Genomic DNA, 19,345 nt, shown 5'->3' on the forward strand with positions numbered 1-19,345 from the left:
TTCGCCTGATGTCGGCGGGCGATCGAGCCGCAGGTGGCGGCCGGACCGCCCCGGTGTGACGATCTCTCCGGTCAGTCGACGAGCGCCTGATAGACCAATTGTCGCAACTGTGGCCGAATCGGGTGGGCGTTCGAGGGAGTGAGCTGGGTGAGGAAGACGACCGTCACCTGCTCCGCCGGGTCCACCCAGAACGTCGTGCTCGCCGCGCCGCCCCAGTTGTACTCGCCCTCGGAGGCCAGGGCCTTGTGCCGCACGGCGTCCTGCACCACCGCGAAGCCGAGTCCGAAGCCGACGCCGGCATAGGTGACCTCGGCGAACACCGGTCGGCCGAACTCCTCGAGGTCGGCGCCGCCGGGCAGGTGGTTGCGGGTCATGTACGCGACCGTGCGCGGGCTGAGGAGTCGCACGCCGTCCAGTTCGCCGCCGCGCAGCAACATCTGGGTGAACCGGTGATAGTCGCCGGCGCTGGAGATCAACCCGCCGCCGCCCGACAGCGCCTTGGGCTGCCTGAAGGCGGTGTCGCCCATGTCGAGGAGGGCCGCCCGCCCGTTCGGGCCGGCCGTGTAGAGCGAGGCCATCCGGTCGGCCTTCTCGGCGGGGATGGAGAATCCGGTGTCGGTCATCGCCAGCGGGTCGAAGATCCGCTCGGCGAGGAACCGGTCCAGCGACTGCCCCGACACCACCTCGACCACCCGGCCGAGCACGTCGGTGGCGACGGAGTAGTTCCACTGCGTGCCGGGCTCGAAGAGCAGGGGCAGGCCCGCCCACCGGTCCACGACCTCGGCGAGGTCGAGGTCCCGCGGCAGTCCCCGGTTGAAGCCGGCGTTGCGGTAGATCTCGTCGACGACGCTGACGTGCTGGAAGCCGTAGACCAGGCCGGCGGTGTGGGTGAGGAGGTGCCACAGCCGTATCGGCTCGGTGGCGGGGCGAGTGATCGGCGTGACCGCCGTGCCCTTCTCGTAGACCCGCATGTCGCCGAAGGAGGGGATGAAGCGGCTGATCGGGTCGGTCAGCTCGAGCGCTCCCTCCTCGTAGAGCATCATGGCCGCGACCGACGTGATCGGCTTCGACATCGAATAGATCCGGAAGAGGGTGTCGGCCTCGACCGGCGCCCCCGAGGCCATGTCGCGTGTTCCGTACGTGGACAGGTGCGCGATCTCGCCGCGCCGGGTGACCAGCACGAGCCAGCCGGGCAGCCTTCCGTCGTCGACGTAGGACGCGAAATGCGCGTCGATGCGGCGCAGGCGGCCGCCGTCGAAGCCGACCTCTTCCGGATCGCAGGTGATCTTCAGCTCGCCCATGCCGCTCCCTCGCAGTCGGAGCCGGAAAATAGAACATGATTCTAGTCATCGGAGCCGATTTCCGCGAGAGAGCGATTCGCGGCCTACGTCCGTCGCGACGGATCGCCTGGAGTCATGCTGGGAGCTGGACCGCCCCGGTCCGGGACGCCCGCTCGATCGCTTCGACGAGCCGGTGCCGTTCGAGGGCGTAGTCGAAGCCGGGGACGGTGTCGGTGCCTTCGCGCAGATCCCTGGCGAGGAACGCGTAGGTCTGCGCCACGTTCTGCGGGAGTGCGGCCAGGGTGCGGGGGACGGGATCGAAGTAGTGACCTGGCACGGCGATCTCGGCGATCACGGTGTCCGCGCCCCGGCCGCCTTCCAGCTTCAGGTCCGCCGCCTGCAGGTTTCCGTTGACGCCCGGTGCGGTCAGGATGAGGTCGCCCTCGGTGCCGTTGATCTCCCAGCGCAGGTTGTCGCCACGCGAGAAGCCGCCCCGGTAGAAGAACGACACGGCCGCGCCGCTGTCCAGCGTCCCCGTGACGGACAGCTGGTCGGCCGTCGTCACCGGGATCGTGGTCCCCTCGTCCACCACCCGGACCTCCTTGCGGCCGTTGACGAGGTTGGCCGAGACGCCGGCGAAGTCCCCCAGCGCGAAGTTCACCGCCTCGAGAGCGTGCATCCCCGCCGCGGTCAGGAGCGTCGCCCCGTTGGCGGCGTCGAAGATGTAGGCGTGGGCGCGGTCGGTCTCCGCCCCCCAGGACAGACCCGACCCGATCAGCGTCGTGCCGAGCACCCGGCCGACGTAGCCGTTCGCGACCAGATCGCGGGCGTAACGGACCACGGGGGAGAAGCGGGCCTGCAGCCCGATCACCGTGCGCACGCCCGCGGCCCGGGCCCGATCGGTCAGATCGGCCGCCTCACGGAGATCCACGCCCAGCGGCCATTCGCTGTAGACCATCTTCCCGGCCTCCAGCGCCGCCGAGACCAGCGCGTGGTGGTGGGTCACCTTCACCGCCACCACGACCAGGTCGACGCCCGGATGGGCGATCAGGTCCCTGTGGTCGTCGTACGCCGTCGGGACGTCGAACTCCTTGGCGGCGAGCTCGGCGGACTCTCGGCGCGAGGTGCTGATCGCGCGCAGTTCGTAGTCGGAAAGGGCTTTGAGCGCGGGGATGTGGCTGATCGCCGCCCATCCTTGTGAGCTCGCCCCGATGACGCCGACACCGATCTTCTTCATGTGCTTCCCCCCGTGGTGGAACCGGCCGCGGGTGCGGCCCGGGTGTTGTGATGTGTGCTGAAAATGCGGAAACGTGCCGAAACGTGCAGAAGGAACGAGGACGCGCGGGTCCGCCGGTACGGCCGGCGGGCGGCCTCAGAACTCGATGACCAGCCGGCCCCGGACGCCGCCGGCTTCAAGAAGGCGGTGGGCCTCAGACGCCTGCGCGGGCGGGAAGACGCCCGCGACCCGCAAGGTCACCGCACCGGCGTCCGCCAGACGTCGCAATTGATCGAGCTTGTCCCAGTTGCCGCGATAGTCCGGGACGTACACGGTGTGAAAGGTGATGCCGCGCTCGGGTGCGCCGAAAGGTCCGGTGCCGCGCAGAGCGGCGACGCCTCCGCCGTCACGCACCGCTGCCACCACGGACGCCCCGATGAGCGCGCCGTCGGCCAACCCGTCCACACCCTCGGGTACGGCCCGGCGGATGCGGGCTCCGACGTCGTCGCCCCTCGCCACCACGATGTCCGCGCCCAGAGACCGGACGAGGTCCTCGTCGGACGGCGAGGCGTCGGCGACGACGCGTAACCCCGCTGCCTTCGCCAGTTGGACCGTGTAGCCGCCGAACGCCCCTGCGGCACCGGTCACCGCGAGAGTCCGTCCAGGCGAGAGGTTCAGCAGGTCGAGCGTCATGCGGGCGGTGAGCCCGTTCATCGGAAGGGTCGCGGCCTCGGCGTGACTCGTGCCGGCCGGCGCCCTGGTCACCCATGACGCGGGCAGGACCACGTGCTCCGCGTAGGCGCCGCCGCGTGGTCCGGTCGGAATGGCCATCGCCATCACCCGGTCGCCGATTCGCAGCCCGGTGACGGCGCCTTCCCCGATCGCGTCGACGACTCCCGCGGCGTCCTGGCCGGGGATGTACGGCGGCCGCACGCCGGGGAGGGGGACGAGGCCCGCGCGCATGAGCGTGTCCGCCGGATTGACCGCCGCGGCGTGCACGCGGATGCGCACCTCCCCCGGTCCCGCGTGCGGTTCGGGAACGTCGACGACTCGCAGCACCTCCGGGCCGCCGAACGCGAAGGCTCCCACCGCTTTCATACGTCCTCCGGCGTCCGGACCCTGGTGCCGTGCCCGAGTCGTGAAGCGGTTCGCCCGCCCGAGTGCTCACACATCGGGGAGGCCTCCTTCGAACGGGTCGATCCGCAGGCGGGTCAACCTCGTGGTGTGGATGCGCCAGCGGCCGTCGACCCGCCGGTATCGCTCGTGGTAGTGCCCGTAGCCGTGCATTCCCCGTGGGGCGTGGCCGTCGTCGGGGAAGGCGATGTAGTCGTGCATGCTCCAGATCCCGGTGGCCTCGTCGGGACCGGTGATCTCTATCTCGGGCATGGACCCGCTGTGCACGGACACCGCGTCGCCGAGCCATGCGCGGGTGACGGAGACGAACTCGTCGAGCGTTCTGACGGTGCCGCCGATGTCGATGCGCGCGTCCGCGGTGAACAACTCGCGGCAGGCGTCCCAGTCCTTGGCGTCGACGTGGCGGAAATAACGCGCCTTGAGCTGCTTGATCTCTTCGACGTCCCGGAGACGCCGAAGCATGTCGTCCTCCAATGTCGCTCCTTCGCGGTCACGGCCACGGGGCCGTCAATTAAAAAATCTTGAATGATCGTTACATAATCAGGGTATGAAAAACTCAGTCGAGGCAGCCCAGGGCCACCTCCGCGATGTTCGTCAGGATTCCCCGGTCGGTGTTGATCGCGCCCATGACCCGCAGTCCGTGGACGGTCGTCAGAATGAACCGCGCCAGGTCCCTCGCGTCGCGGACACTCGTCAACTGGCCGTCCTTCTGGCCCTTTGTGATCAGCTCAGTCAGCGCGTCCTCCAGCGACGAGGTCGTCGCCCGCACACGCCCGGCGACCTCGGGATCGTGCGGCAGTCGCTCCGTCGTGGCGCTGACGATGAGGCACGACTGGCGGGTGCCGTCGCGCACGATCTCGTCCACCACGCCGAGCAACACGTTGCGGATCAGCTCGCGTGCCGGCGCCCCGCTGTCGAGGAGTTCGACCAGCGGGACCGCGTACTGCTCGCGGTAGCGGTCCATGACCGCCAGGTACAGGCCCTCCTTGCTGCCGAACGCCGCGTACAACGATCCGCGTCCGATGCCCGTGGCGTCGACCAGGTCCTGCACCGAGGTGCCCTCGTATCCCCTGTGGCGGAACGCGGACATGGCCGCCTCCAGCGCGGCCTCGGTGTCGAACTCCCTGACTCGTGCCATGACACGCACGCTAGGGCTATCTGGAACGTGCGGTCAAGTTTCCGTGGCGACGCTCACACAGATGACGAGTCGGCGCCGGCCTCGGCGACGACGGCGAGGTAGGCCTCCTGCAGGGTCTGGCGGACCGTCCGGCCGTCGGGGGCCGGGCCGGCCGGGATGCCGAGGTGCTCCTCGCGCAGTTCGGCCATGAAGCGGTCCCAGAGTTCGGGGCCGCCTTCCCCCAGCACGCGCGCCCGGATCGACAACTCCTCGGTGACGGGCAGCCATCTGCTGCCCCAGGTGCCCAGCGCCGCCATGATCGGCACGAGTTCGATCGACGGCTCGGTCAGGCGGTAGATCGCCTTCTGCTTGTGGGACGGGTCGTCGCGCCTGGTGAGCATGCCCAGGTCGACCAGCCTCTTCAACCGGTTGGCGAGGATGTTGGAGGCGATCCCCTCCTGCGATCCGTTCAGGATCTCGCGGAAATGCCGCCGGCCGCCGAAGATCATGTCGCGGAGGATGAGCAGGCTCCACTTGTCGCCGAAGACCTCGAGTGACAGGTTGACGGGACACCCCGAGCGGTGGGCCTTGGTCATCGAACCCCTAGGGACAACTGGTTGCATTAGACGAGCAGTTTACTTAGGCTCGCTGACTGCTAGCAAAATGCAATCAGTCAAGTGAAGGAGGGCAGTCGTGGCCGAACTGGTCTACGCGGCGATCGCGTCGCTCGACGGCTACGTCGCGGACGAGAACGGCAAGTTCGACTGGGCGGAGCCGGACGAGGAGGTCCACGCCTTCGTCAACGACCTCGAGCGGCCGATCGGCACCTATCTCTACGGGCGTCGCATGTACGACGTGATGGCCGGCTGGGAGACCATGCACACCCTCCCCGGCCAGTCGCCCGTCACTTTGGACTTCGCCGCGATATGGCAGGCGGCCGACAAGGTCGTGTACTCCCGGACGCTGGAGACGGCGCGGACGGCCAGGACGCGGATCGAGCGAGCCTTCGACGCCGAAGCGGTCCGCCGGATGAAGGCGTCCGCGGAGCGGGACATCTCCGTGGGCGGGCCCGAGCTCGCCGCCCACGCGTTCAGGGCCGGGCTGGTCGACGAGTGCCACCTGTTCCTGACGCCCGTCGTCGTGGGAGGCGGGAATCCGGCTCTCCCCGCCGGCGTCCGCGTGAAGCTCGACCTGCTGGACGAACGCCGCTTCGGCAACGGCGTGGTCCATCTCCACTACCGCACCAGGGTGTGAGCCGCGTTCCCGCCCGTTGCGGAACCTCGGGACCCGGTGCGGAACCCTAGGCGGGGCCCGGCAGGCGTATGGTGGCCGGCTCGCTGATCCAGCTGGCCAGCAGGCGCAGGGCCTGCTCGGACGGGGAGCCCGGCTCCGCGGTGTGGATCCCGAGGACCTGGTCGGGATCGCCTTCGGAGCCGAAGGCCTCGTAGCCCAGGGTGAGGTCGCCGACCACGGGATGGTGGTAGTCCTTGGCGCCGTACGTGCGACGGTGGACGTCGTGGTCGGCCCACCAGCGGCGGAAGTCCTTGTCACGGAGGGAGAGCTCGCCGACGAGCTCGGCGAGGCGGGCGTCGTCGGGATGGCGTCCGGCGTACAGGTGCAGGCCGGCGACGGTGCCGCGAGCGGCCGACTCCCAGTCGACGTACAGCCCGCGGGCGGCCTCGTTGAGGAACATGAACCGGAGCATGTTCCGATCCCGGTGCGGGAGGGCGTCGAAGTCGGTGTACAGGGCCCGGGCCATCTTGTTGGCTGCCAGGACGTCCATGCGGCGGCCCAGGATCAGCGCAGGGGTGTCGCTCAGAAGGTCGAGCACGCGGTACAGCCCCGGCCGTACCCGCTGCGGCGGCATCGGGCGGCTCCGCCCGATGGTGGGCCTGGCCACGTCGAAGAGGTGACCGCGCTCCGTGTCGTTCAGGCGCAGCGCCCGGGCGAGGGCGTCCAGGACGGTCTCGGAGACGTTGACGTGGCGGCCGCGCTCCAGGCGCACGTAGTAGTCCACGCTCACTCCGGCGAGCTGGGCGACCTCCTCCCTGCGCAGACCCGGCACCCTGCGGGTGCCCGGCTGCGTCGACAGCCCTGCTTCCTCGGGTGTGATCCGGGCCCGGCGCGAGCGCAGGAACTCCCGGAGCTCCGAATTCGCCCCGGCGCCGGAGGAGGGGTCGCTCATGGCATTCAGAGTATGACCGGGGTGAACGGACGGCGAGGTCCGTGAGGGGGCCTGCTGGACCCCTGGTACGCCGGACCCCGGGTGGAGACGTGCCTGTCTTACGAAGCGGGCGGGGGTCGCACCGGTGGTGTGCTGAAGAAAACGCCCTCTGGCCTTGTTTCGCGAGGTCAGGCGAGCAGCGGCGGCCCGGATCCGGGCGCGTCCGCCGTCGGGCCTCCGGGCCGGAGCATCACAGAGAGGCAGCCCCATGACCCAACCGACACTCGTCACCACGCCGTTCACGGCCCTGTCCACCGCTGCCGAGGTGGTGGAGGGCGTGGACCTCACCGGCCGCCGTGCCATCGTGACCGGCGCCTCATCCGGCATCGGCATCGAGACCGCCAGGGCGCTCGCGGGCGCGGGGGCGGAGGTCACCCTGGCGGTGCGCGGCGTCGGCGCCGGCGAGGAGGTTGCCGCGGACATCAGAGCGACCACCGGGAACGAGCACATCCTGGTCGCGCCGCTCGACCTCTCCGACCAGGCGTCCGTCGCGGCCTTCGTCGCCGCGTGGGACGGTCCCTTGCACATCCTCGTCAACAACGCAGGCGTGATGATGACGACCGAGGCGCGTACGCCGAAGGGCTGGGAGTTGCAGTTCGCGACCAACCATCTCGGGCACTTCGCGCTCTCCACCGGGCTGCACCCGGCGCTCGTGGCGGCCGGGCGGGCCCGTGTCGTGTCGCTCAGCTCGGTCGGTCATCTGCGGGCCGGGGTGGACTTCGACGACATCCACTTCATGCGGCGCGCCTACGACCCCTCCATCGCGTACGGCCAGTCCAAGACGGCCAACGCCCTGTTCGCGGTCGAGGCGAACAAGCGGTGGGCTGCGGACGGCATCACGGTCAACGCCGTGCACCCGGGGGCCGTACTGACGAATCTGGCGCGGCACATGAGCCAGGAGGCGCTCGAACGTTCGATGGCCTCCGGCTACGTGTTCAAGACGCCCCAGCAGGGCGCCGCCACATCCGCGCTGCTCGCGACCTGGCCGCCGCTCGAAGGTGTGGGCGGCCGGTACTTCGAGGACTGCAACGAGGCGCTGCCTCCCGTGCCCGGTGAGCTCCGGGGCGTCGCCGCGCACGCCCTCGACCCCGAGGCGGCGGCGCGGCTGTGGCAGGTGTCCCTCGACATGCTCGCCTCGGCATTCTGACTAGAAATTACGACCTCAGTCGATAACCCGCCATTTCTCGCCGAGTCCGACAGAATTTCCTTCTATATTCCACACGATTAAGACAAGTGGCTCGGGTCGCTTGGGGGCGAGCGTCCGGCTCCGCCCTCAAGGCGACCCGGAGCCTTAATCGGACCTCCCCTGTATTCGCCGCACGCCCGAAGTCACGGAACGTGCCCCTCCCACCGCTGTCTCGAGTGCCCGGTGGCAGGAGAAAAGCGTTCGACCAGCACGTCCGTCACATCGGAACCGTACGTGCTGTGATCACTCCGGCACCGCACCGTAGCGACTGGGTGTGATGTGGCGGTTCGTCATGATCAATGCCAATCGGATTCGTATCCGTTCTTCGCATCTGTTGCTTGAAGTCCCTCTGTGCCATGGGCATAGTGGACCAACCACAGGCGTATCAGCCGTGGCATGCATTCTCGGGGACGGTCACAGGTCACAGCACGACCGCGACGGCGCACCACGCGCGGAATTGGACATGATGGATGAGCTCGCCTCCCCCGATCCGCTCGAAGCTCCTCAGAATCCTGCTGCTTCCGCTCGTCTCGATGATCGCCCTGTGGGGTTTCATCGCCTACTCGAGCGTCCAGGAGATCGTTGACGTCTCCCGGACGCAGAATCGCTGGGAGAGCATCGGATCGCCGGTGCTGCAGTTGATCGTGGAACTCCAGCGGGAGCGTCAGCTCTCCGCCGCCGCGCCCGGCGGCACCGCCGACGACGAGCCGCTGGCGGAGCAGCGTCGCATCACCGACGAAAAGGTGGAGCGCCTGCGCCAGGTGATCGAGTCGATCGCCCCCAAGGGCGAGGAGACCCCTGCGGCGGTGCGTGCCCTGGTGGCGGCGGTGGACGGCGTGCAGTACCTTCGCGACTCCGCCGACGTCGGCAGGCTCACCAGTCCAATCAAGATCATTGAGGGCTACAACAGCCTGATCAGCAACGCCAACCAGCAGTTCAGCGATCAGGACGCGTTGAGCGACGTGTCGTCCTACCGCGCGGTGCGCGGCATGTCCGCCTACAGCGCCACCGCCGAATACCTGGGCAGAGAGCACGCCGTGCTGACCAGCACGATCGTGCATCGCCAGATGAGCCCAACCGATCGGGCCACGTTCGTGGCCGCGATGACCAGCCGCAGGCTCGTCTTCGCCAACGCCGACCGCGACATGGGCCCCGACCTGCGGGCGCGCTATCAGAACCTTGTGAACAGCAACGCCTACAAGCGGCTCGTTGAGGTCGAGGACCGGCTCTTCGTGTGGGACACCGACGGCGCGCCGCCGGTGGACCCCGCCGAATGGAAGAGCGATGCGGAGACGGTTCTCAACACGATCAACCGGGACACCCTGCAGGAACTCGACCGCGCCGCGGCCGAGAGCGAGTCGCAGAAGATCGGCGCGTACTGGCGTATCGGGCTGGTGCTGCTCATCGGCCTCCTCGCCGTCCTCGCGTCGCTCGCGTTGTCCTACCGCTTCGGCCGATCCATGATCTCGGAGCTGAAGCGGCTTCAGAGGTCGGCCGTCGAGCTCGCCGAGGAACGCCTGCCGCGCCTGGTCGAGCGGTTGCGCAGGGGCGACGACGTGGATCCCGCGACGGAGGCCCCCGACCTCGCGCCCGCCGACACCGCCGAGGTCGACGGGGTCGTGCACGCGTTCTCCGCGGTGCAGCGGACCGCCGTGGAGGCGGCCGTCGGCCAGGCGACCCTCCGCAAGGGCGTCGGCCAGGTCTTCCTCAACCTGGCCCGGCGCAACCAGGCGCTCCTGCACCGTCAGCTCAATCTCCTCGACACCATGGAGCGCCGCGTCGAGGAGCCCGAGGTTCTGGAGGACCTCTTCAAGCTCGACCATCTGACCACGCGCATGAGACGGCACGCGGAGAACTTGATCATCCTGTCTGACTCGGCCCCCGCCCGCATCTGGCGTGACCCGGTGCCGCTCTTCGACGTGGTGCGGGCCGCCGTGCTCGAGGTCGAGGACTACACCCGCGTCGTCGTCGCCCCCATGCCGCAGGCGCCGCTGCTGGTCGGCGCCGCGGTGACCGACGTGATCCACCTGATCGCCGAGCTGGCGGAGAACGCCGCCGTCTTCTCGCCGCCCGACACCACCGTCCACATCAGGAGCAGCGTCGCGGCCAACGGTTTCGCCCTGGAGGTCGAGGACCGGGGGCTCGGGCTGAGCCGGGCCACCCTCGACGACCTCAACGCGAGGCTCGCCGACCCGCCGGAGTTCGACCTGGCCGACAGCGACCGCCTCGGTCTGTTCGTCGTCGCGAGGCTCGCGACCCGGCACAACATCAAGATCGTGCTGCGGCCCTCGCCGTACGACGGGACCACCGCGATCGTGTTGCTGCCCACGAGCCTGCTCGCCACGGCGGATACGCCGGACGTCGAGGTCGCTTCACCCCAGATGGCGTTGGCCGGCAAGGCCCGGGTGGGCAGGCCGTTCCGCGCGCTGGGCGCCGTGTCGGCGACCCGCTCGGGAGAGGATTCCGCCGTCCGGGGGGAGCCGGAGGGCGCCACGCCGGCGCCCGCGTCGGGGTGGTTCTCGGCCCAGCACGCCTCCGTGCCGCCCCAGACGCCGGCCTCCGCCGCGCTGTCCTCACCCTCTCCGGCCTCCGCCACGGTGTCCGTCCCGTCTCCGGCGTCCGCTCCGTCTTCGGCGTCCACCCCGTCTCCCGCGGTCGGGCCGGCGACGGCGCCCGTCGTGACGCCTCCTCCGGCTCCCGCTCCGGCGCGGTGGACCATCCCCGAGCCGGGCAGCGACGACGACCTCGACGGGCTCCCCATGCGGATACCGCAGGCCAGCATCGCTCCTCAGCTCCGCGGCGCGCGGCGGCAGGAGGAGGAGGTCTCCGTGCGATCTCCGGAGGAGCTCGCCCAACTGATGTCGTCCATGCAACGAGGCTGGCAGCAGGGTCGCGGCCAGGTGGAGCACGGACAGGACGTGTGGAACAGAAAGGACGGCACCCCCGATGGCCGACTCCAGAACTGAACTCAACTGGCTGCTCGACGATCTGACCCAGCGCATCCCGGACATCCGGCACGCCATCGTGTTGTCCGCCGACGGGCTGGCCATGGGCGGGTCCAAGGAGCTGACGCGGGAGGACGCCGAACATCTGTCCGCGATCTCCGCGGGCAGCCACAGCCTCGCGCTGGGCGCGGGACGGCACTTCGGCCTCGGCGGCGTCCGGCAGACCATCATCGAGATGGAAGGCGGCTTCCTCTTCGTCACCGCCGCCGGGCAGGGCGCCCGTCTGGCCGTGCTCGCCGCGAGCGACGCCGAGCTCGGCATGGTCACCTATGAGATGGCACTCCTGGTCAAGCGCGTCGGCGAACACCTGTCCGCGCAGCCGAGGGGGGCGGCTCCGGCGCCCGTCTGGAACGGCGTGGGGTCGTGACGGCAGAGGACCCCGGGCCGCTGATCAGGCTCTTCGGGCTGACCGGGGGCCGCGCGCGCCCGGTCGGCGAGACCTTCGACCTGGTGGCCATCGTCACGACCGTAAGCACGCGCGTCCAGCCGGTTGAGCACATTCCCGAGCATCTCGCGGTGTTGTCGTTGTGCCGCAGTCCGACCCCGGTGGCGGACGTGGCGGCACACCTGAGACTGCCGCTCAACATCACCCGCGTGATCCTCGGCGATCTGCGACGCGAGGGCCTCGTGTCCATCGACCGCCCGCGGCCGGCGGCGCAGACCATCGACGAACGCATCTACAGGGAAGTGCTGCATGGGCTACGCAGCCTCTGAGCAGGAAACGACCGGGGCCGTCTCGGCGCTGGCCATCAAGATCCTCATCGCGGGGGGATTCGGGGTCGGCAAGACGACCATGGTCGGCACGATCAGCGAGATCCGGCCGCTCCACACCGAGGAGTTGCTGAGCGAACGAGGCGTCGGGGTCGACGACGTCTCCGGCGTGGAGTCAAAGATCACCACGACCGTGGCTCTGGACTTCGGACGGATCACGATCCGCGAGGGCCTGTGGCTCTACCTGTTCGGCACGCCCGGCCAGGACCGGTTCTGGTTCATGTGGGACGAGCTGGCCGTCGGCGCGCTGGGTGCCGTGGTGCTGGCCGACACCCGCCGCCTGCAGGAGTGCTTCCCCGCCGTGGACTACTTCGAGCAGCGCGGGATCCCGTTCGTGGTGGCGGTCAACTGCTTCGACGGGGCCCGGCGGCACGACCCGGACAAGGTACGGCGAGCACTGGGCCTGGGAGGGGCCACCCCCATCGTGCTGTGTGACGTGCGGGAGCGCGAGTCGGTCAAGGAAGTGCTGACCACACTGGTCACCTACGCGGTGAAGGGCGTGCCCGCGGAATGAGGCCCGCAGGGCGGTGAAGGGCGGGTGCGGCTTGTCGGCCGGTCGGCCGACAAGGGCGATTTGTCCGATCCCGCTGTGAGGCCGCCTCCCCGGAGGCGCCTATCATCGCTGCGTGACCTCGGAAGACCTGCATCTCGATCGCCGGCGGGCCAGGTCCTTCGGCTCGGTGGCGGACCAGTACGACCGCTACCGCCCGGCCTGCCCCGACGCTTTGATCGAGGATTTCGTGGCGCTACGGCCGGAACGGGTGCTCGACGTCGCCTGCGGCACCGGCAAGGTGGCCGTCCCCCTCGCGAAGCACGGGCTGTCCGTACTCGGTGTGGAACCGGACGAGCGGATGGCCGAGGTGGCCCGCGGCCACGGCGTTCCGGTGGAGATCGCGCCTTTCGAGACCTGGGACGACGCCGGGCGGCGATTCGACCTGATCACGTGCGGGAACGCGTGGCACTGGATCGACCCGGCCCGGGGCGTTCTCAAGGCCGCCGCGGTGCTGCGTCCGGGCGGTGTGATCGCCCGGTTCTGGAGCTACCACCTGCTGGAAGAACCGGTGCTCGCCGTGTTGGACGCCGTCTACGGCCGCCTCGCGCCGGACGCGCCGGTGCACGGGCGCACCGCGGAGAAGAGCACCGAGGTGGACCCGTTCGCGGAAAGTGACGCGTTCTCCTCGGTCGAGACGCGCAAGTACCGCTGGGAGGACACGCTGAGCGCCGACGAGTGGGTCAGGCTCGTGGCGACCTACAGCGACCACCAGCGCCTCGGACCCGAACGTCTCGCCCTGCTGCAGCGCGCGTTGTACGAGGCGATCCAAGGTCTCGGCGGCGCCGTCCGGTCACATGGCGAGACCCACGTCCTGTCCGCCCGGCGGGCCACTCTCCCGAGTTCGTGAACCGGCGGGTCGGCGCCTCTCACCTCCCGCTTCCGGGGATAACCGTGTGCGTTCCGGTGGCCGGCTGCGCTAGACAGGCCGCCATGAGGATGCGCCCCTACACGGACGCGGACATGCCGCGGCTTCAGGAGACCGTCGCGGCGTGGATCGCCGAGGCGGGCCGGTGCGGCTACGACCACATCGGCGAACTGCCGCATCGCGTCTACGAGAACCTCCGCGGCCGGCGTCCCGTCGGAGACCTCGTGCACGTCTGGGAGGACGACTCCGAAATCGCCGGACTCGCCATCAACCTGCGCTTCGGCTGCGCCTTCGACGTGTTCGCCTCGCCCGCGCTCCGGGGCGCGGCCGCGGAGTCCGAGATGTTGCGTGTCGCCTACGAGACGACGGCCCGCCACATGGCCGAGGACGAGGCGTACGTGCTGACCGACCTCTTCGACTGCGACACGACGAGGATCGACCTGCTCGTACGGCTCGGCTTCGAGCATTTCCGGACGTGGGACGACGTCAACGAGCGCCGACTGGACGAGCCGATCGCGGATCCGGCCGTTCCCGACGGTTTCGTCCTGCGCCCTGCCCGGCCGGGCGACGCCGACGGCCTGGCGACGGCCCGCAACCACTCGTTCCAGGAGGACTGGACCGGACAGCGGTATCGAACGGCGGTCATGGACAAGCCCGGCTACGACCCCGAGCGGGAGATCGTGGCCGAGTCTGCCGAGGGGACGATCGCGGCCTTCGCCCTGTACTGGACGGACGACCACAACAAGATCGGGCATTTCGAGCCGGTCGGGACGCATCGCGACTTCCGGCGCCTCGGCCTCGCCCGCGCGGTGATGTCGTACGCGATGGCGCGGATGCGTGACCGGGGGATGACGACGGTGACCGTGAACCACGACGCCGGGAACCTGGCCGCGCGCGCGTTGTACGGCTCCGTCGGCTTCGAGAGGAGGCACCAGACGTACGGCTTCCGCCGGGCCAGGCCCGCGCCGAACCCGTGAACACGGGTCATAGCCGGTACCGGCGTGTGCAGAACACGTGCAGATGGCGTTCAAAAGCGGCAGAGACTGCTTAATGCGACATCGTGGCTCATAGTGTGACGGTCATCATGTTCGAGTTCTTGTTGGTCCCCCTCCTGTTCCTCCCGCTCGCGGCGCCGGCGTTCCTCCTCGTCGCAGCCGGGGTGGTCGTGCACACCGTCGTCGTCACGGCACGGGGGCGGAGGCCGCGGCCGGCGGCGTTGTGGGCCAGGCTGGCGGTGGTCGTGCTGTGCGTCGGGCTTGCCGTGTACGGAATGGGGCTGCTGTTCGGCGGTGTCATGTGGATGTCCCAACCCGAGGACCTGTGCCTGGTCTCAGGACTGTCGTACTCCGGGTCGCCCGAGCCGGCGAGCATGTGGCCGCTGCACAATCCTGCGTGCGAGGAAGGGGGTGTGCCGGTGGACCTGGTGCCCGGGTACGTCAACCCCGTCGTCTATGCCGCGATCGGCCTGTTCGTGGCGAGTGTGGCCGGGATGGTGGTCTCCCGGCGCCGGCAGCGCCGGAACGTCTGATCGCGCCCGTCGTTTCAGGCGGCCGAACCTCCGTCGACGACCAGGTCGTGCCCGACGGCGAAGCCCGCGTCGTCCGACGCCAGCCACAGGACGGTGGCGGTGATCTCGTCGAGTGTGCCGACCCGTCCGATCGGCAGTTGCTCCTTCAGCCGGGCATCCCGGTCGGCCGCGCTCTCGCCGGGACGCAGGGACATCGGCGTGTCGTGCGGTCCGGGGCTGACCACGTTGATCCGGATGCCCTCGCGGATGTACTCCAGCGCCGCCGTACGGCTCAGGGCCGTGACCGCCGCTTTGGCCGCGCCGTACGCGCCGAGACCGGGCACCCTCTTGTGCGCGCCGATCTGGGACGCCACGTTGACGATCACTCCCGTGCCCGTACGGCGCATGGCGGCGATCTCGTGCTTCATGGACAGGAAGACGCCGGTCACGTTGCCGTCGAGCGTGCGCGTCCAGTCGTCCTCGTCGATGTCGGCGACCTTGGCCGCGGTGAAGACCCCGGCGTTGTTGATCGCGATGTCGAGCCTGCCGTGCCGTCGCACGATCTCGTCGACGATCCGGGCCACGTCGCCTGACCGGGTCAGGTCGGCGGTGATCGCCCAGGCGTCGCCGCCTGCGGCCTCGACGAGCCTCACGGTGTCGTCCAGCGGCTCCGCGCGGCGCCCCGCGACGATGACCAGGGCGCCCTCCCGGGCGAAGCCGAGGGCGACGGCCCGGCCGATGCCCGAGCCTCCTCCGGTGACCAGGACCACCTTGCCGGCGAACTTCATGCGGCTCCTTTTGGGAACGATCGGTCTTGATATGGGTGTCGTCACGCCAGGACGGTGAGCGCCTCGGTGGCCGCCTCGCGGAGTCGCCTCGCGTCCGAGGAGCCCTTGCTCACCAGCCGCAGCCCCTGGAGGAAGACGAGCAGGAACCGGGCGAGCGCGCGCGGATCACGGTCGGCGGGCAGGTCGCCCTCGCCGCGAGCCCTGATCAGCGCCGAGGTGAGCGCCGCTTCCAGCGCGCTCCAGTTGGTGTCGAGCAGGCGTGAGACCTCGGGATCGCCGGGGAGCATCTCCGCCGCCGCGTTCACGATCATGCAGCCGCGCCGCCGTGTGTCGGCGATGGAGTCGGTCACGTAGAACTCGACCAGCGCGCGTACGGCCGGCAGTGCGGGGCCCGGCTGCGAGAGGATCTCGATGGGCGACGGATTCCTGGTCTCCAGATAGCGCTCGAGCGCCTTGAGATAGAGGTCGCGCTTGTTGCCGAAGGTCGCGTACAGGCTGGCGCGTGCTATCCCCAGGTGGTCCACCAGGTCGGCCATGGACGTCGCCTCGTAGCCGCGCTCCCAGAACAGGTCGAGCGCGGCCTGAAGCGCCACATCGGGGTCGAACTCCTTCGTCCTCGCCATGTCCGCACCGTATCAAGAACGAACGGTCTAATAAAGTGAGGGGTCAGTCGGGCGCGATGCGACCCGCCAGCCGGGCGTAACGCTGCCGGGCGGCCTGCGAGGTGCCGAGCCCGAGGCCGAACGCGATCTCCTGCCAGGTGAGGCCGCGTCCGCGGGCCATGAGCAGGAGGCCGGCCTCGAGTTGGTCCATCTCTCCGCGCGCCAGGGGGATGAGGGTCAGGGCCGCGGTGATGTCCGCGGTGTCCACCTCGGGTTCCGTCTCCTCGCGCTGGGCGACTCCGCCGGCGAGGAACGAGACGAGCCTGATGGCCTCGTGCGGCCCGAGCACATGGGGATGGACCTGCCGGGAGCGCTGGTCCTCGGTGGCCGCGTGCCGTTCGGCGATGCGGGCGAGGGCGGCGTGCACGCGGTGCGCGCGCACCTGGTCGGGATCCGGCGGGGTGAAGGGATCGCTTTCGGACGTCATGCGTCAGAGCATGCCTGGCCAATCAAATGGTTGTCAACGATCTGTTTTAAACAAAATGTTCACACGACCTCAAAGGCCTGGTAGTCCCTGCAAGGCCGTGCGTGCGGCCGCGACGGTCTCGTCGAGCGAGTCGTGCACGACGAGGCCCGGCCGTACGTGTGAGAGCTGGATGGTCACGTCGAGACGGCGGGCGTAGGCGGGATCGGCGCCCACCACGATCGGTTTCGTGCGGCCGGCCCACATGCCGAGCTCGTACAGCGCGATCGGCTGGACGGAGCGGCTGCCGGGAAACCAGAAGAGGACCAGGTCGCAGGCCGCGAGGTGGCGGTACTCCCAGCCGATCTGCTCGGCCGCGGCCTCCGGGGAGTCCTCGAACGCGGCGCGGCGAGGGTTGAGGACGGCGACGGGGAGGTCCGCCAGCCCGGCCGCGACCTCCGCCTGCCAGTCCGGGCAGTCCGTGATGCCGCCCGCGAGGAAGATGCTGCGCGCCTGGCCGTCGAATTCTTTGGGAGCCTCGACCTGGATCACGTGTTCACCCTCACCACGATGGACGACACCGGCGTGTGCGGCCGGCCGTGCGACCAGAGTCACGCGGCCGGCCGGACAGAACAGGTCAGAAGACGACTTCGTTGGGCTCGATGCCGTTGTTGACATGTCCCCAGGCGGAACTGAGCTTGAGGGTGCCCTTGGTGGTGCCCAGGTAGAGACGCAGGTCGTTGTTGCCGGACGCGTAGAGGTCGTTCCTGAGGTCGCCGTTGACGTCGCCGATGGCGAACAGTCTCCAGGTCTTGGAGAACCGGTGGCCGACGATGCGGCGGGCGGCGAACGTGCCCTTGCCGGCTCGCGGGTAGAGCCACAGGTCGCCCTTGGTGTCGCGGGCCACGAGGTCGTCCTTGTGGTCGCCGGTGAGGTCGCCGAGGCCGACGACCGCCGTCCGGTTGTTCCAGCCGCGCCCGATCCGCTGCCGCTTGCCGAAGCCGCTCTTGCCGTTGCCGGGGTAGAGCCAGAGGTCGCCCTTGGTGTCGCGGGCCACGAGGTCGTTCTTCTTATCGCCCGTGAGGTCACCGACGGCGGAGATGAGGCTCATCTTGTTCCAGCCGTAGGCGAGCAGCTTCCTGGCGCCCAGGGCCTTCTTGCCGTTGCCCGGGTAGAGCCAGAGCACGCCCTTGGCGTCGCGGGCGATGATGTCCTCACGGCCGTCGCCGGTGTAGTCACCATGCCTGACCAGCGTGGTCATGCCCTTCAGCCTCGTGCCGAGGTCGATCGGCGTGTTGCCGTCGCCGGGAAGCACCCAGAGACGGCCCTGAGCCGAACGCATCAACATCTGGCTGTGTCCGTCGCCGAGGAAGGAGCCGAACGGCTTCGGCGTGCCGTCAGGTTCGTTGGCCGGCCGGATCCAGTCCACGTACTGCAAACGTGATGTGCACTCGTGCCAGGTGGGTGCGAGGTTGAGCGAACCCGCGTGGTTGCGCCACTCGGAGATGCTCGTCGTGAAGCTGATACCCCCGGAGTCCCAGGAGTCCATCCCGAAGGTGGTGCGGCTGCCCTCCGTCGTGTAGTCCTTGCCGCCGAACAGGCAGGCATAGCCCGCGGTCCGGTTGGTCAAGGAGGCCGCATGTCTGCCGGCGACGCCCAGATCGCGCTGGTCCGTCCGGAACTTCCAGATAGTGCCCTTGCCGTCCAAGCCGCTGAAAAGGCAGAAGTAGCCCTTCGGGCAGCGGTCGTAGCTGGACGGCGAGGCGTTGGCGGAGCCGGTCATGGTCACGCCGGCAGCGACGACCAGTGCCGTGATGGTGGAGGCTGCACGCACGATACGTGCACGCGTGGAGCGGAGAGTCGACATCTTCCCAATCCCCGTTGATCCCGAATGCCCGGCGACCCAGGCGCCGAGGAGGATCAATTTATGCGCACATATGGGGCGGAAGATATCTATTTATATGTCCGGCCACGATTGTTCACGAAACGGTGATCTCGCGAAGTCGGGAACGGCCGTTCAGGTGAGCAGCGTGCCGAACGTGACGGCGAAGAAGGAGTCGAAGGCGCCGGCCGAGCGATCGGTCCTGGCCAGGAGGAGCGCGCCCTCCCACGCGCTGAGGATGAACCGGGCCGTTGCCTCGGGGTCGAGTTCGGCGCGTACGGCTCCCGCCTGCTGAGCCTCCCGGATCGTCGAGGCGAGCGCGGTGCCCCAGGCCTCGAAACCCTCGCGGACGGCCGCTCTGATGGCCTCGTTGTGATCGGCGATCTCGGCGCCGAAATTGCCGAGAAGGCAGCCGCGCGTGATCCCGTAACCCAGGACCTCGTCCCGGAAGAACTCGAAATGTTTCCGTATGCGGGTCAGCGGCTCCGTGTCGGGATCGGCGAGGTCCTGGAGCCGGCGGGTCAGGCCGTATTCCTCGAGGGCGACGATCGCCAGGGCTTCCTTGCTCTCGAAGTGGTTGTAGAACGACCCCTTCGGCACGCCGGCGCGGTCGGTGATGTCCTTCACCCCGGCCGCGTTGAATCCTCGCGAGTGAAACTGCTCCAGGGCAGCCTCGACGATCTCCTTGCGCATGCTGGGTCTGGCCACGGTCGCTCCCTCGTTCCCGACTCAATATGGTCGGTCGTCTCGCT

At 69.2% G+C, this 19,345-nt stretch carries 22 protein-coding genes; 9 read left to right on the forward strand and 13 right to left on the reverse strand.

Annotated elements, in window-relative coordinates:
* Positions 1 to 71: 71 nt before the first annotated feature.
* The 6 genes from Pph01_RS37580 to Pph01_RS37605 all read right to left on the reverse strand — a co-directional run bounded on the left by Pph01_RS37580 (position 72) and on the right by Pph01_RS37605 (position 5,343).
* The gene (locus Pph01_RS37580) at positions 72 to 1,301 is read right to left on the reverse strand and encodes a serine hydrolase domain-containing protein (protein ID WP_204078009.1); all 1,230 of its coding nucleotides are present in this window, start codon (positions 1,299 to 1,301) and stop codon (positions 72 to 74) included.
* A gap of 112 nt (positions 1,302 to 1,413) precedes the next feature.
* A complete protein-coding gene (locus Pph01_RS37585) occupies positions 1,414 to 2,517 on the reverse strand; it encodes a Gfo/Idh/MocA family protein (protein ID WP_204078010.1) in 1,104 nt (367 codons plus the stop codon).
* A gap of 135 nt (positions 2,518 to 2,652) precedes the next feature.
* Positions 2,653 to 3,594 (reverse strand): NADP-dependent oxidoreductase, encoded by a 942-nt coding sequence (locus tag Pph01_RS37590; protein WP_204078011.1) that lies wholly within the window; start codon positions 3,592 to 3,594, stop codon positions 2,653 to 2,655.
* 66 nt (positions 3,595 to 3,660) lie between these two features.
* On the reverse strand, positions 3,661 to 4,092 hold the full coding sequence (locus Pph01_RS37595) for a nuclear transport factor 2 family protein (protein WP_204078012.1): 432 nt from the start codon (positions 4,090 to 4,092) through the stop codon (positions 3,661 to 3,663).
* Positions 4,093 to 4,186: 94 nt separating this feature from the next.
* On the reverse strand, positions 4,187 to 4,768 hold the full coding sequence (locus tag Pph01_RS37600; protein ID WP_204078013.1) for a TetR/AcrR family transcriptional regulator: 582 nt from the start codon (positions 4,766 to 4,768) through the stop codon (positions 4,187 to 4,189).
* Between the two features lie 53 nt (positions 4,769 to 4,821).
* On the reverse strand, positions 4,822 to 5,343 hold the full coding sequence (locus Pph01_RS37605) for a winged helix-turn-helix transcriptional regulator (RefSeq protein WP_204078014.1): 522 nt from the start codon (positions 5,341 to 5,343) through the stop codon (positions 4,822 to 4,824).
* A 97-nt stretch (positions 5,344 to 5,440) separates the two neighbouring features.
* Here Pph01_RS37605 and Pph01_RS37610 point away from each other — a divergent pair, with 97 nt between their 5' ends.
* Entirely contained in the window at positions 5,441 to 6,001 is a 561-nt protein-coding gene (locus tag Pph01_RS37610) for a dihydrofolate reductase family protein (RefSeq protein ID WP_204078015.1), read from the forward strand.
* Between the two features lie 46 nt (positions 6,002 to 6,047).
* Here Pph01_RS37610 and Pph01_RS37615 read toward each other — a convergent pair whose 3' ends face one another.
* Positions 6,048 to 6,932 carry a helix-turn-helix transcriptional regulator gene (locus tag Pph01_RS37615; RefSeq protein ID WP_204078016.1) on the reverse strand — a complete coding sequence of 295 codons (885 nt, stop codon included), beginning with the start codon at positions 6,930 to 6,932 and terminating at the stop codon, positions 6,048 to 6,050.
* A gap of 247 nt (positions 6,933 to 7,179) precedes the next feature.
* Here Pph01_RS37615 and Pph01_RS37620 point away from each other — a divergent pair, with 247 nt between their 5' ends.
* From Pph01_RS37620 to Pph01_RS37655, 8 genes are all read left to right on the forward strand, one after another.
* Positions 7,180 to 8,118 (forward strand): SDR family NAD(P)-dependent oxidoreductase, encoded by a 939-nt coding sequence (locus tag Pph01_RS37620; protein ID WP_204078017.1) that lies wholly within the window; start codon positions 7,180 to 7,182, stop codon positions 8,116 to 8,118.
* Positions 8,119 to 8,627: 509 nt separating this feature from the next.
* Positions 8,628 to 11,123 (forward strand): sensor histidine kinase, encoded by a 2,496-nt coding sequence (locus Pph01_RS37625; RefSeq protein ID WP_204078018.1) that lies wholly within the window; start codon positions 8,628 to 8,630, stop codon positions 11,121 to 11,123.
* The gene (locus tag Pph01_RS37630; RefSeq protein ID WP_204078019.1) at positions 11,104 to 11,529 is read left to right on the forward strand and encodes a roadblock/LC7 domain-containing protein; all 426 of its coding nucleotides are present in this window, start codon (positions 11,104 to 11,106) and stop codon (positions 11,527 to 11,529) included. Before Pph01_RS37625 ends, Pph01_RS37630 begins: the two co-directional genes overlap by 20 nt.
* Positions 11,526 to 11,876, forward strand: coding sequence for a DUF742 domain-containing protein (locus Pph01_RS37635; RefSeq protein ID WP_204078020.1), 351 nt, complete (start codon positions 11,526 to 11,528; stop codon positions 11,874 to 11,876). The genes Pph01_RS37630 and Pph01_RS37635 overlap by 4 nt, the downstream gene beginning before the upstream one ends.
* Entirely contained in the window at positions 11,857 to 12,447 is a 591-nt protein-coding gene (locus Pph01_RS37640) for a GTP-binding protein (RefSeq protein ID WP_204078021.1), read from the forward strand. Before Pph01_RS37635 ends, Pph01_RS37640 begins: the two co-directional genes overlap by 20 nt.
* Positions 12,448 to 12,559: 112 nt before the next feature.
* The gene (locus tag Pph01_RS37645; RefSeq protein WP_204078022.1) at positions 12,560 to 13,333 is read left to right on the forward strand and encodes a class I SAM-dependent methyltransferase; all 774 of its coding nucleotides are present in this window, start codon (positions 12,560 to 12,562) and stop codon (positions 13,331 to 13,333) included.
* 83 nt (positions 13,334 to 13,416) lie between these two features.
* On the forward strand, positions 13,417 to 14,328 hold the full coding sequence (locus Pph01_RS37650; protein WP_204078023.1) for a GNAT family N-acetyltransferase: 912 nt from the start codon (positions 13,417 to 13,419) through the stop codon (positions 14,326 to 14,328).
* Between the two features lie 107 nt (positions 14,329 to 14,435).
* Positions 14,436 to 14,879 carry a hypothetical protein gene (locus Pph01_RS37655; RefSeq protein WP_204078024.1) on the forward strand — a complete coding sequence of 148 codons (444 nt, stop codon included), beginning with the start codon at positions 14,436 to 14,438 and terminating at the stop codon, positions 14,877 to 14,879.
* A 14-nt stretch (positions 14,880 to 14,893) separates the two neighbouring features.
* Here Pph01_RS37655 and Pph01_RS37660 read toward each other — a convergent pair whose 3' ends face one another.
* From Pph01_RS37660 to Pph01_RS37685, 6 genes are all read right to left on the reverse strand, one after another.
* On the reverse strand, positions 14,894 to 15,646 hold the full coding sequence (locus Pph01_RS37660; protein ID WP_204078025.1) for an SDR family NAD(P)-dependent oxidoreductase: 753 nt from the start codon (positions 15,644 to 15,646) through the stop codon (positions 14,894 to 14,896).
* Between the two features lie 41 nt (positions 15,647 to 15,687).
* Entirely contained in the window at positions 15,688 to 16,269 is a 582-nt protein-coding gene (locus Pph01_RS37665) for a TetR/AcrR family transcriptional regulator (protein ID WP_204078026.1), read from the reverse strand.
* Between the two features lie 43 nt (positions 16,270 to 16,312).
* A complete protein-coding gene (locus Pph01_RS37670) occupies positions 16,313 to 16,735 on the reverse strand; it encodes a DNA-binding protein (RefSeq protein WP_204078027.1) in 423 nt (140 codons plus the stop codon).
* Positions 16,736 to 16,804: 69 nt separating this feature from the next.
* Positions 16,805 to 17,263, reverse strand: a complete 459-nt coding sequence (locus Pph01_RS37675; protein ID WP_204078028.1) for a nucleoside 2-deoxyribosyltransferase domain-containing protein — start codon at positions 17,261 to 17,263, stop codon at positions 16,805 to 16,807.
* Positions 17,264 to 17,348: 85 nt separating this feature from the next.
* Entirely contained in the window at positions 17,349 to 18,545 is a 1,197-nt protein-coding gene (locus tag Pph01_RS37680; protein WP_204078029.1) for an FG-GAP-like repeat-containing protein, read from the reverse strand.
* A 183-nt stretch (positions 18,546 to 18,728) separates the two neighbouring features.
* Complete coding sequence (locus tag Pph01_RS37685; RefSeq protein WP_204078030.1) at positions 18,729 to 19,301, reverse strand: TetR/AcrR family transcriptional regulator; 573 nt, start codon at positions 19,299 to 19,301, stop codon at positions 18,729 to 18,731.
* Positions 19,302 to 19,345 lie beyond the last annotated feature (44 nt).

The sequence above is a fragment of the Planotetraspora phitsanulokensis genome, assembly GCF_016863295.1.
Classification (GTDB): domain Bacteria; phylum Actinomycetota; class Actinomycetes; order Streptosporangiales; family Streptosporangiaceae; genus Planotetraspora; species Planotetraspora phitsanulokensis.